This is a genomic window from Flavobacterium sp. FG139 (genome assembly GCF_057809695.1).
On sequence record NZ_JBMDKL010000004.1, the window covers coordinates 1 to 14259 of the forward strand.

At 37.1% G+C, this 14259-nt stretch carries 4 protein-coding genes; all 4 read right to left on the minus strand.

The window, feature by feature from the left end; genetic code table 11:
* A partial coding sequence (locus ACODSI_RS04335) for a YDG domain-containing protein (protein WP_488915625.1) occupies nucleotides 1-5305 on the minus strand: 5305 nt, incomplete at its 3' end.
* 207 nt (nucleotides 5306-5512) lie between these two features.
* The gene (locus ACODSI_RS04340; RefSeq protein ID WP_488915626.1) at nucleotides 5513-5824 is read right to left on the minus strand and encodes a DUF3467 domain-containing protein; all 312 of its coding nucleotides are present in this window, start codon (nucleotides 5822-5824) and stop codon (nucleotides 5513-5515) included.
* Between the two features lie 2 nt (nucleotides 5825-5826).
* On the minus strand, nucleotides 5827-10140 hold the full coding sequence (gene rpoC, locus ACODSI_RS04345) for a DNA-directed RNA polymerase subunit beta' (protein WP_488915627.1): 4314 nt from the start codon (nucleotides 10138-10140) through the stop codon (nucleotides 5827-5829).
* A gap of 278 nt (nucleotides 10141-10418) precedes the next feature.
* Complete coding sequence (gene rpoB, locus ACODSI_RS04350) at nucleotides 10419-14231, minus strand: DNA-directed RNA polymerase subunit beta (protein ID WP_488915628.1); 3813 nt, start codon at nucleotides 14229-14231, stop codon at nucleotides 10419-10421.
* Between the last annotated feature and the right edge of the window lie 28 nt (nucleotides 14232-14259).

Below are 14259 nucleotides of genomic sequence, written 5' to 3' on the forward strand. Positions count from 1 at the left end.
CTCCTGGCAGACCTACGTTGTCAATGTTGCCATTACAATCGTTGTCCAATCCGTCGTAACACACATCTACAGCACCTGGGTGAACATTAGCTCGGGTGTCGTCGCAGTCGGTGTTGTTAGACGACAAATTAGCAGCAGGAGGTGTTGTAGCATTAGCAGCACACAAAGTTTGTGCTGAAGCAGCTACACTTCCATATCCGTCGCCATCAGCATCAGCGTAGAATGTATAAGTAGCATGCATTGAAGCATTAGCATCATTACAATCGGTTGCATTTGTTACATAACCTACTAATGTAACACAAGATACTTGAGATACCGCAGGGTTACCATAACCATCACCATCAGCATCTTGATAATACGTTACATTTGGTAAAAGAGTAATCACAGCAGAACCTGAATTTCCTGTCCCTGCTAAAGAATTTGCATCCGTTACCGATACCAAAGTATAAGTAGAATTTACTAAAGGCGAAACAATAATACTTGTTCCACTCACATAATTAGTTTCTGTAAAATTTGTTGTTCCATCAGTGTAAACAACTGTAAATGGCGATTTACCCCCTGTCATTGCAACTGAAATAGCAGCAACATCGCCATCACAAATAGAATTTGTTCCAGATATAACAGAAGCTGTAGGCCCAGTTAATAACGCTGAAGTACCATACAAAATAACATTACTTTGATTTACAGTAGTATCAAATCCACCAGCTCCACCAGTTGCAGTAGCTCCATAACCATACAATCTAAATGTAGTAGTAGTTGAAACATTTGTAAGACCAGAAATAGCAATTGTTCTAACGGTAGACGTGCTCGTTGAAGCAAACGTTAAAGTCCCTAAATCTGTAGTATATCCATCAGCTGAAGAACGTAATGCAACTGACTTAGGGCCAGTTCCTGAATAATCCCATATAAAAGTAAAGGATGTTGGGGTAAAAGTATATCCAGAAGTTGGAGCAACCACAAACTGCATGTAATCGTTTCCTGCAATTGCCTCAGCCAATGTATTACCTCCGGCAGTATTTCCTGTATCAAACCATCCTGTACCACCAAAACGATTTGAATTAGTAGCAGCAGTAATAGTCCCTTGAGTTAAATTTGCAGCAGCAATATGCACATTATTAGACACACTCGGCTCTGTAGTTTCTGTACCAGCATTACCAAATGTATTCCATTGTAACAATGTTGTAGGAGTAATATTTGCTGTAAGTCCTGTAGGTTGTGTCAAGGTATAGTTTCCTGCATTAGCACCTCCTAAAGTTGCTGTTGATGTAACTACAATTCCATTTGCAATAGCAGCACTAGCAAAAGTTCCTGTTCCATTTAAAGTAACAACATCTCCAGCTTCAACAACTACAAGAGTTCCTGTTATCACTGCATTTGTATTTCCGTCAACTTCTTTATTTTGAGCTGTTGCACCACTAATAGTCAATGCTTTTGGTGTAATATTAGCAACTAAACCTGTTGGCACTGTTAATGAATATTTAACCGCATCAGCACCACTTAACGTTTGAGTAGAGGTCACTGCAATTCCGTTAGCAACGTTAAAAGATGCAAAAGTTCCTGTATTTGAAATTGAAACTGCGTCCGTTCCTACTACACCTACTAAAGTAGAACCAGAAATGGTTGCCGCTAATGATTTATTATAAACTTTATTATCAGCCGTAGCGCCAGTTACTGTCAATCCTTTAGCTAAAATGGTATAGCTCAAAGTTGCTGTACCTGTACCGCCAGCATTTGTAGCAGACAAAGTAACAGAGTATACCCCTGGAACGGCTGTTGGAGTTCCTGTAATATCACCGGTAGTAGTATCTACTGATAAACCGCTTGGCAAACCTGTGGCATTAAAAGAAGTAGGTGTTTGTGTAGCCGTAATTGTATAAGTTGAAGCTACCACACCATAAGTTGCAGAAGCCGTTAAAGCACTTGTAATTACCGGCGAAGGCATACTTGTTATATCTGCCGATAAAGTAGGCTGAGTTAACGAATAGTTTCCGGCACCTGCACCACTGATTGAATATCCTGTTACAGTAACAGCAATACCCGTTCCAATCGCAGAACTTGCAAAAGTTCCTACTGGAGTACCATCTAGAGAAACTACATCACTATTGATAACACCAACTAAAGAACCTGTTCCGTTTAATATTGCATCGGTATTACCATCAAACACTTTATTACTTGCTGTTAATCCTGAAACTGTTACTGTTTTTGGAGTAACCGTACTTGAAACTGTTGCCACATTTACTGGAGTTGCATTTGAACTTGTTAATACAATATCTCCTGAATAAGGCGAACTGATAACAGTGGCATTTGCTTTTAATCTTACGTAAACTGGTATTGATGATATTGTTCCTGAAGCACCAACAGTAACTGTTGAAGCAAATCCTGAACCTGAAGACAATGAAACTTCATAACCTGAAGGAGGTGTAACCAAAACCCCAGCTTGCATGTAAGTTCCAGACACTGTGAATGAAGTTGTAGCTGAAGCCGTACCATATACCGTAGTCAATGCAGACAAAGTTCCTGATGTAGAAATTGCTGGTAGTGGAGCTAGAGCAGTATATCCATTAAACTTAACATTATTTTGAGTAGCAGCACAATCAAATCCACCAGTTCCTGTGGTTGCTGTAGCTCCATATCCATATAGTCTAAAAGTAGTTGTAGACAAATCCGAAAGACCTGTAATATTTAATGTTTTGAAAGCAGAAGTACTAGTAGTCATTCCTGTTAATGTAGCAATATCACTAGTGTAATTATCTGCTGAAGATCTTAGTGTAACAGCTGATGGACCTGAACCAGAAAAATCCCAAATAAAAGATAAAGAAGTTGGTGTAAACATATACCCTGTAGTTGGAGCCACCGTAAACTGAATATAATTAGAAGTAGAAAGCGTTGCGCCAACACCCCAATTAGAACCACCAAAACGATTAGCATTACCTGCAGGAGTAACAGAACTACCGGTGTAATTCAATGCTGCAGCTACTATATTTGTATCATTTGTTGTACTAGGCTCTGTAGTCTCAGTACCCGCATTTCCAAAAGTATTCCATTGTAACAAAGGAACAATTGCAGGAGAAATATTTGCAGTTAAACCTGTTGGTTGTGTCAATGTATAATTGGCAACATCAGCTCCTCCTATTGTTGATGTAGAAGTAACTGCAATACCATTTCCGATAGCAGAAGATGCAAAAACACCATTCAACGTTAAGGTAACCACATCAGGAGAAATAACGCCACTTAGCGTTCCTGTTAAAGTTGCAGTAGTAGTTCCATCAAATTGCTTGTTTTGAGCTGCAACACCACTAATCGTTAACGCTTTTGCTGTGATATTAGCAGACAAACCTGTTGGCACTGTCAATGAATATTTACCTGCATCGGCACCACTCAAGGTTTGTGATGAAGTAACTGTAATTCCATTAGCTACTAACGAGCTTGTAAAAGTTCCTGTATTAGAAACTGAAACAACGTCAGTATTATAAATCCCAACTAAAGTAGAACCAGAAATAGTTGCAACATTGGTTCTGTCATATACTTTATTATCAGCAACGGCACCAGTTATTGTTAATGGTTTTGCAGTTATTGTATAAGACAAAGTCTGAATGGTACTTGAACCTCCTCCGTTAGACGCTGAAATAGAAACATTATAAGTACCAGGAACTGCTGTTGGCGTACCTGTGATGTCTCCTGTAGAAGTATTTAAAGACAACCCAGACGGCAATCCAGTAGCACTATAAGAAGTAGGCGAATTAGTAGCTGTAATGGTATAAGTTGATGCAACAGTTCCATATACCGAACTAAAACTTAAGGCACTTGTAATAATCGGAACAGGAGTAGAAGCAATGGTAATCGTACCATTAGCCGAAGCAAATGAATAATTACTTGCGGTTAATGAAGTAACTACTGGCGAAATTGTAACGCCAGGAGTTGATGCAGGAGTAGTATCGGTATAGTTTGTTGTATAAGAAACAGAACCCGAAATCACAGAAGCATTTTCTCCATTTACAAATCCAGAAGGTGTATAAGTACCTGCTGCCAATACCGATGCAACAGAATCACCAAAGGAAACCGTTTGATTGTTTGCTGTAATTGTTAAAGTAGCTGGTGAAACTGCATTACCAGATGAAGGAGTAGTAATATTAACTGAGGTAGCACCTGTACTTGAAAGCACTATATTTTGAGAATTGTAAGTTCCCGAAACTGGTGCCGTTGCTTTTAATCTAATTCTTAATGATCCACTGACACTCCCGAAAGACTGTGTAAAGGTAGCAGTGGCACCATAAGTAGTACCATCGCTAGACACTTCAAAATTGGTCGGCGCTGTGGCTAATATATTTCCATTAAGGTTTGAACCTGTAACAGTAAAACTTTGAACCGCAGAAGATGTTCCGTATGTAGTTGTAAAAGCAGCGGTTGTTGCGCTACCTGAAATTGTAGGTACAAATCCTGTAATAGAAGTTGGTACAGTATTGTAAGCAAAAACATCATCTAAAAACAAGTTAGCTGCATTAGATGTACTTGAAACACCTGTCCAAGTCATCGCATTTACATTTGTATTAGCAGTGGCTCCTCCTTTAGACAAATCATTACCTATTAATACCCCATTGATGTATAAATCAAATTTTTGTATAGCAACTGTTTGAGCTGTTCCATTATAGGTATAATTAATAGTCCCTGTAGATTTATTGTTACCAACAATCTCAACATTATAAATTGTCCCTTGACTAAAAGACGAAGTAGTCAAATTAGTTGAATTGTACGTTCCTCCATTATTATAAGTTAGCGTCAAAGCTCCTGAAGTACCAAATGTAAATCGTAATCCCGTAAAAACATTTGCACTAGACACATCGGTATTATCAGTATAATTAGTGCCTTGTAACCCTTGGTAAAATGTCCAAACTCCTGAAGTAGCTGTAGCACCACCACTAGAATCCCCCAAAAGCATCTTGAATGATGTGTAAAATTCTAAGCCGGTAGAATAACTCACTATTGGCGAAGCTTTAGCAACAGAGGTTGATGTTGAACTTACCGCCCTTAAATAAGCTCCTGTAGTGCCTAACACATTAGGTGTAGTAGCTAAATTAATTGTCGAGGCAGCAGCTGCAATACCAGACCGAACGTAAGTTGTTCCGCTTCCAGTAGGATTGGGTATAATTGCAGTTGAGCCTGTTTGACTTGCATGCGAAGCTGTTGTAGTCCCAAAGTTTTGTACCGACGTTTGCCCATACCCAATACCTGGAATCAAGACTAAAACAAATGCAATACTCCAGAAGAGCAATCGCATCGGATTAATAATTTGTAAAGATTTTTTCATAAAAATATGATTTTTTTTGATTTTGAATCACAAATTTAAAAACTAAATACCTGAAATGGGATATTTTATGTTAGCTTTTTGTTAACAATTATTAACATTTACGTTCATCGGTTAAATAGGTTTTTAATCGGAATTTTTATATTAAAAAATAAATAAAAAGAGACAAAAACAAAAAACTCCTCAATTTCTTGAGGAGTTTTTTTAATATTAAGCTTGTCCAGTTGGACCAAAATTTAAGGGAATTGGCGGTTGTTCCGAATCCTTTATTTCGCCATGAGCTTGTTCAAATCGGTGGATATTTTCTCCCATTGCCTTTAATAATCTTTTGGCATGTTGCGGAGTTAAAATGATTCTCGATTTCACCTTCGATTTTGGAACACCAGGCATGATGGTCACAAAGTCTAACACAAATTCAGATGGAGAATGATTGATGATGGCTAAGTTGGAATAAATTCCTTCAGCCACTTTTTCATCGAGCTCTATATTAATTTGCCCTGGTTGTTGATTGTTATCACTCATAATTAATAAATATATTCTTCTTTGTTCGCCATTAACTCATTGTAATCGTCTTTCGAACCTACAATAATGTTATCGTAATCTCTCATACCTGTTCCTGCTGGAATTCTGTGTCCAACAATAACATTTTCTTTAAGACCTTCTAAGGTATCCACTTTACCAGCTACTGCTGCTTCGTTTAATACTTTAGTAGTCTCTTGGAACGATGCTGCAGAGATGAATGATTTCGTTTGAAGCGATGCTCTAGTAATACCTTGTAAGACTGGAGTTGCAGTAGCCGTAATAACATCACGAGCCACAACTAAATTTTTATCATTACGTTTCAATAACGAATTCTCATCTCTTAATTGTCTTGGAGAAACAATCTGACCTGGTTTTAAATTATCCGAATCACCGGCATCTTCTACCACTTTCATTCCGTATAGTTTATCATTTTCAACGATAAAATCACTAGTATGAATTAATTGCTCTTCTAAGAATAAGGTATCTCCTGGATCTTCTACTCTTACTTTACGCATCATTTGACGAATTACTACCTCAAAGTGTTTGTCGTTAATTTTCACCCCTTGAAGACGGTATACTTCTTGAATTTCATTAACCAAATACTGTTGAACAGCAGACGGTCCTTGAATTCTTAAAATATCATCTGGTGTAATAGCGCCATCCGACAAAGGAACTCCAGCTTTTACGAAGTCATTTTCTTGAACAAGAATTTGACTTGACAATTTCACTAGATATTTCTTAACCTCACCAAATTTAGATTCGATGATGATTTCACGATTACCTCTTTTAATTTTTCCAAAAGAAACTACTCCATCAATTTCAGAAACTACTGCTGGATTAGAAGGATTACGAGCCTCTAACAACTCAGTAATTCTTGGCAAACCTCCAGTAATATCACCTGCTTTAGAAGAACGACGAGGAATTTTCACAAGAATTTTACCTGCTTTAATTTTCTCTCCATCTTCTACCATAAGGTGCGCTCCAACTGGTAAGTTGTAAGAACGAATTAATTCGCCATCTTTACCATAAACCAATAAGGTCGGAATTAATTTTTTATTTCTTCCTTCCGAAATTACTTTTTCTTGGAAACCTGTTTGCTCATCAATTTCAACTTGGAACGATTGTCCTTGTTCTAAATCTTCGTAAGCAATTTTTCCTGTAAATTCTGAAACAATTACACCATTATAAGGATCCCATTTACAGATAGCAGCGCCTTTTTCAACAACATCACCGTCTTTAACACTGATAACAGAACCGTAAGGAATGTAATGCGTACTTAATAGAATTCCTGTTTTAACATCAACTAATTTTAATTCCGTTGAACGAGAAACAACAATATCTACTTTGTTACCATCAGCATCTTCACCAACAACAGTTTTAAGATCTTCAATTTCTAATTTACCTCCGAATCTTGCAATAATACTAGACTCTTCAGAAACCCCACCTGCAACCCCACCCACGTGGAATGTACGAAGTGTCAACTGTGTACCTGGCTCTCCAATAGACTGTGCAGCGATAACACCAACAGCTTCACCTTTTTGAGTCATTTTACCCGTCGCTAGGTTACGTCCATAACATTTAGCGCAAATACCTTTTTTAGCTTCACAAGTAAGAGGCGAACGCACTTCCACTCTTTCGATTGGAGATTCTTCGATGGCTCTAACAATAGCTTCCGTGATTTGCTCACCTGCATGAACTAATACATCAGAAGTTAATGGATTAATCACATCTTGTAATGCAACACGTCCTAAAATACGTTCTCCTAATGTTTCAACAATTTCTTCATTTTTCTTTAAAGCAGAAACTTCAATTCCTCTTAAAGTACCACAATCTACTGAGTTTACAATTACGTCTTGAGAAACGTCATGTAATCTACGAGTTAAATAACCCGCATCTGCCGTTTTAAGAGCCGTATCCGCAAGACCTTTACGAGCACCGTGAGTAGAGATAAAGTACTCCAAAATCGATAGTCCTTCTTTAAAGTTAGAAAGAATTGGATTTTCAATAATTTCACCACCACCAGCAGTCGATTTTTTAGGCTTAGCCATCAAACCACGCATACCAGTTAACTGACGAATTTGTTCTTTAGATCCACGCGCTCCAGAATCAAGCATCATGTACACCGAGTTGAACCCTTGTTGGTCTTCTCTAATGTTTTTCATCGCTAATTCTGTCAATTGCGCATTGGCAGAAGTCCAAATATCAATAACTTGGTTGTAACGCTCGTTATTGGTAATAAGACCCATGTTATAGTTTAATGAAATTCCTTCCACTTGTTCTCTTGCATCGGCAATTAACTTCGTTTTTTGTTCCGGAATTCTAATATCACCTAATGAGAATGACAATCCACCTTTAAAGGCAAATTTGTATCCCATATCCTTCATGTTATCTAGGAAAGCAGCCGTTGTAGGAACATCTGTTACTGCAAGGATTTTTCCAATAATATCACGTAAAGATTTTTTAGTTAATACCTCATTAATATATCCAGCTGCTTGCGGAACTACTTCATTAAAAAGTACTCTACCAGCAGTAGTTTGAATAATTTTATATACTAACTCTCCATTTTCATTAAAATCTTTAGCTCTAATTTTCACACGAGCATTCAATTCTAATCTTCCTTCATTTAAAGCAATATTTACTTCTTCTGCAGAATAGAAAGTCAAATCTTGACCTAAAATTTTATGTTCTGGAGTAGACAAACGCTCTTTGGTCATGTAATAAAGACCTAAAACCATGTCTTGAGATGGTACCGTAATTGGAGCACCATTCGCAGGATTCAAGATATTGTGAGAAGCCAACATTAATAATTGAGCTTCTAGAATTGCTTCTGGTCCAAGTGGCAAGTGAACCGCCATTTGATCCCCATCAAAATCCGCATTAAACGCCGTACAAACTAATGGGTGCAATTGGATTGCCTTTCCTTCAATAAGTTTAGGTTGGAATGCTTGAATACCCAATCTGTGTAACGTAGGAGCACGGTTTAGTAATACTGGGTGACCTTTAATTACATTTTCAAGGATATCCCAAACTACTGGCTCTTTCTTGTCAATTATTTTTTTAGCTGATTTTACAGTTTTAACAATTCCTCTTTCGATTAATTTACGAATAACGAATGGTTTGTACAATTCGGCAGCCATATCTTTTGGAAGACCACATTCGAACAATTTCATTTCTGGCCCAACAACAATTACCGAACGAGCAGAATAATCTACACGTTTTCCTAATAAGTTTTGACGGAAACGACCTTGTTTACCTTTTAAGGAATCAGACAACGATTTTAACGGTCTGTTTGATTCTGTTTTAACAGCAGAAGCTTTACGAGTGTTATCAAATAATGAATCTACTGATTCTTGTAACATACGTTTTTCGTTTCTCAAGATAACTTCTGGAGCTTTGATTTCCATTAATCTTTTCAAACGGTTGTTTCTGATGATAACTCTACGGTACAAGTCGTTCAAATCGGAAGTTGCAAAACGACCACCATCTAGTGGTACTAACGGACGCAATTCTGGCGGAATAACTGGAATTACTTTAAGAATCATCCACTCAGGACGGTTCTCTCTGTTCAAGTTAGAGTCACGGAACGATTCAACAACTTGTAATCTTTTTAACGCTTCTGTTTTTCTTTGTTTCGAAGTTTCATTATTAGCAGCATGACGCAATTCGTATGACAAATTGTTCAAATCAGTTCTTGCTAATAAGTCCATAATACACTCTGCTCCCATTTTGGCAACAAATTTATTTGGGTCATAATCATCAAGATATTGATTTTCCATTGGAAGGGTATCTAAAATATTTAAATACTCTTCTTCAGTTAAAAAGTCAAGACGTTGTAACGATTCTCCATCGGCATTTTTAGCAATACCTGCCTGAATAACTACATATCTTTCGTAGTAGATAATCATGTCTAATTTCTTAGAGGGTAAGCCAAGAATGTATCCAATTTTGTTTGGAAGTGAGCGGAAATACCAGATATGAGCAATAGGCACAACAAGGTTAATGTGTCCAACTCTATCACGACGTACTTTTTTCTCAGTTACTTCAACACCACATCGGTCACAAACGATTCCTTTGTAGCGAATTCTTTTATATTTTCCACAAGCACACTCAAAATCTTTCACTGGACCGAAAATTCGTTCGCAGAAAAGACCATCACGTTCTGGCTTGTGCGTTCTGTAATTAATAGTTTCAGGCTTTAAAACTTCGCCTCTTGATTCAGCTAAAATTGATTCTGGCGATGCCAAACCAATAGAGATTTTCTCAAATCTTTTAGGCGCTGTACCTTTGTTGTCTTTGTTATTTCTGTTATTCATCATAGTTTTTACTATTGATTTATCTGCAATTAAAAATTGATTCTTATTTTAGTAAAAAGTCAAATATCAAAAGTCGCATTGGACTTTGTAACACTATAACTTTGGACTAAAACGCTACCTCGGATTACTTCTCTAAACCTCAAAAACTATTTTTGAAGTGCTAGTTATAAAATTGGACAACTTTATAAAAAATCGGAACGGTTTACGGGTATAAATCCTTAAAAACGTATTATAAATAAGTATTCAGCTCCCTAAAACAAGGAACTGAATACTGCTTTTATTTATTCTTCTAATCTGATGTCTAATCCAAGACCTTTCAATTCATGCATCAATACATTGAATGATTCTGGCAATCCTGGTTCTGGCATTGATTCACCTTTTACGATAGCTTCGTAAGTTTTAGCTCTACCAATAACGTCATCCGATTTCACAGTTAAGATTTCACGTAGTGTACTCGATGCACCGTATGCTTCAAGTGCCCAAACCTCCATCTCTCCAAAACGCTGACCTCCAAACTGAGCTTTACCACCCAATGGTTGTTGTGTAATAAGTGAGTATGGTCCGATAGAACGTGCGTGCATCTTATCGTCTACCATGTGTCCAAGTTTCAACATATAGATTACTCCAACGGTTGCTGCTTGGTGGAAACGTTCTCCTGTTCCTCCGTCATATAAATAGGTATGACCAAATCTTGGGATTCCTGCTTCGTCTGTTAATTCATTGATTTGATCTAAAGTAGCACCATCAAAGATTGGTGTTGCATACTTGCGACCTAATTTTTGACCTGCCCATCCAAGAACAGTTTCATAAATTTGACCAATGTTCATACGAGAAGGTACACCAAGTGGATTCAACACGATATCTACTGGAGTTCCATCTTCAAGGAACGGCATATCTTCATGACGAACGATACGTGCAACAATACCTTTGTTACCGTGACGACCCGCCATTTTATCACCTACTTTTAACTTACGTTTTTTAGCGATATAAACTTTCGCTAATTTCAAGATTCCAGCTGGTAATTCATCTCCAACAGTAATCGTGAATTTTTCTCTACGTAAAGCTCCTTGTAAATCGTTTAACTTGATTTTGTAGTTGTGAATCAAATCGTTAACCAAACGGTTAGTATCATCATCAGCAACCCATTGACCTTTAGTTAAGTGAGCGAAATCTTCAACAGATTGAAGCATCTTTTTAGAATATTTTTTACCTTTTGGCAATACTTCTTCTCCAAGATCATTCATCACTCCTTGCGAAGTTTTTCCGTCAACAATAACGAATAGTTTCTCAATCAATTTATCTTTTAATTCGATAAATTTAGTTTCGAATTCCATTTCTAAAGCCGTCAAATCGTCTTTATCTTTGGTACGTTTACGTTTATCTTTTACCGCTCTTGCAAATAATTTTTTGTCCAAAACCACACCGTGTAATGATGGAGACGCTTTTAACGAAGCATCTTTTACATCACCAGCTTTATCTCCGAAGATCGCTCTTAACAATTTCTCTTCTGGAGTTGGGTCAGATTCTCCTTTTGGTGTAATTTTTCCGATAAGAATGTCGCCAGGTTTTACTTCAGCTCCAATTCTTATCATTCCGTTTTCATCTAAATCTTTAGTTGCTTCTTCAGAAACGTTAGGAATATCGTTAGTCAACTCTTCGTTTCCTAATTTAGTATCTCTAACTTCCAATGAATAATCATCTACGTGAATAGACGTGAAAATATCATCGCGAACTACTTTTTCAGAGATTACAATCGCATCCTCGAAGTTGTATCCTTTCCATGGCATAAAGGCCACTTTAAGGTTTCTACCGATAGCTAATTCTCCGTTTTGAGTCGCATATCCTTCACAAAGTACTTGTCCTAATTGAACTCTATCCCCTTTTCTAACGATTGGTTTCAAGTTGATAGACGTACTTTGATTCGTTTTTCTAAATTTGATTAATTGATATGTTTTTTCATCTGGGTCAAAACTTACCATTCTCTCTTCTTCAGTTCTGTCGTATTTAATGGTAATCATATTAGCATCAACATACTCAACAGTTCCGTTTCCTTCAGCATTAATCAACACTCTTGAATCGGAAGCTACTTGTCTTTCAAGACCTGTACCAACGATTGGAGCTTCTGGACGTAATAATGGAACGGCTTGACGCATCATGTTCGATCCCATCAAGGCACGGTTCGCATCATCATGTTCCAAGAACGGAATTAATGAAGCCGAAATAGAAGCAATTTGATTAGGCGCAACGTCAGTATAATGAACAGCAGATGGCTCAACTACTGGGAAATCGCCTTCTTCACGAGCAATAACTTTATCAGCAGTAATGTTTCCTTTAGCATCCATTTCGATGTTTGCTTGAGCAATCATTTTACCTTCTTCTTCCTCTGCACTTAAATAAATTGGTTCAGATGTCAAATCAACTTGTCCGTTAGTTACTTTACGGTAAGGCGTTTCAATGAAACCCATTCCGTTTACTTTTGCATAAACACCTAGAGATGAAATCAATCCAATGTTTGGTCCCTCAGGAGTTTCAATTGGACAAAGTCTTCCGTAGTGTGTATAGTGAACGTCACGAACCTCGAAACCAGCTCTTTCTCTAGAAAGTCCACCTGGTCCAAGTGCTGATAATCTTCTTTTGTGTGTAATCTCCGCTAATGGATTGGTTTGATCCATAAATTGAGACAACTGATTGGTACCAAAGAACGAGTTAATTACCGATGATAATGTTTTAGCATTAATCAAATCGATAGGTGTAAACACCTCGTTATCTCTAACGTTCATTCGCTCACGAATGGTTCTAGCCATACGCGCTAAACCAACACCAAATTGTTGAGAAAGTTGTTCACCAACTGTTCTAACACGACGGTTTGATAAGTGATCAATATCATCAATATCGGCTTTCGCATTGATTAATTCGATCAAATATTTAATGATAGTAATGATATCTTCTTTAGTTAAAACCTGTTTTTCCATTGGAATATCAAGGTTTAACTTTTTGTTCATTCTATAACGGCCTACTTCACCTAAGTTGTAACGTTGGTCAGAGAAGAACAATTTATCAATAATACCACGAGCCGTTTCCTCATCAGGCGGTTCAGCGTTACGTAATTGTCTGTATATGTGTTCAACAGCCTCTTTTTCAGAGTTTGTTGGATCTTTTTGTAAAGTATTGTGGATAATTGCATAATCAACTTGATTGTTATCCTCTTTGTGCAACAAAATTACTTTTACATCAGCGTCAAGAATTTCTTCTACATTATCTTTATCTAAGATAGTGTCACGATCTAAAATGATTTCGTTACGCTCGATAGAAACAACTTCGCCAGTATCCTCATCCACGAAATCTTCGTGCCAAGTATTCAATACTCTCGCAGCTAATTTTCTACCAATGTATTTTTTAAGACCCGTTTTTGAAACTTTGATTTCTTCTGCAAGGTCAAAAATTTCAAGAATGTCTTTATCTCTTTCAAATCCGATAGCACGTAAAAGAGTAGTTACTGGTAATTTTTTCTTTCTATCAATGTACGCATACATTACGTTATTGATATCCGTTGCAAATTCTATCCAAGAACCTTTGAAAGGAATTACTCTGGCAGAGTACAATTTAGTACCATTGGCATGGAATGATTGTCCAAAGAAAACTCCTGGAGAACGGTGTAATTGCGAAACAACAACACGCTCAGCTCCATTTATAACAAATGTTCCGCTTGGCGTCATGTAAGGAATCGTTCCTAAATAAACGTCTTGAACTATCGTTTCAAAATCCTCATGTTCAGGATCAGTACAATATAATTTAAGGCGTGCTTTAAGAGGTACACTGTACGTTAAACCTCTTTCGATACACTCTTGAATAGTGTAACGTGGTGGATCAACAAAGTAATCAAGGAATTCTAATACAAATTGGTTTCTTGTATCAGTTATTGGAAAGTTTTCCATGAAGGTATTGTATAGCCCTTCGTTGCCTCTTTCGTCAGATTTAGTTTCCAATTGGAAAAAATCTTTAAACGATTTAACCTGAACATCCAAAAAGTCTGGATATTGAGGAATGTTTTTTGTTGAGGCAAAATTCAATCTTTCAGTCTGATTTGTTATCATCAATGGACAAAATTTTGATTAAAAAAAA

What these genes read in the sequence shown, in the direction of transcription:
- ACODSI_RS04340 (WP_488915626.1), bottom strand. Translation starts at nt 5,824, where the DNA reads ATGAGTGATAACAATCAACAACCAGGGCAAATTAATATAGAGCTCGAT.
- rpoC (WP_488915627.1), bottom strand. Translation starts at nt 10,140, where the DNA reads ATGATGAATAACAGAAATAACAAAGACAACAAAGGTACAGCGCCTAAA.
- rpoB (WP_488915628.1), bottom strand. Translation starts at nt 14,231, where the DNA reads ATGATAACAAATCAGACTGAAAGATTGAATTTTGCCTCAACAAAAAAC.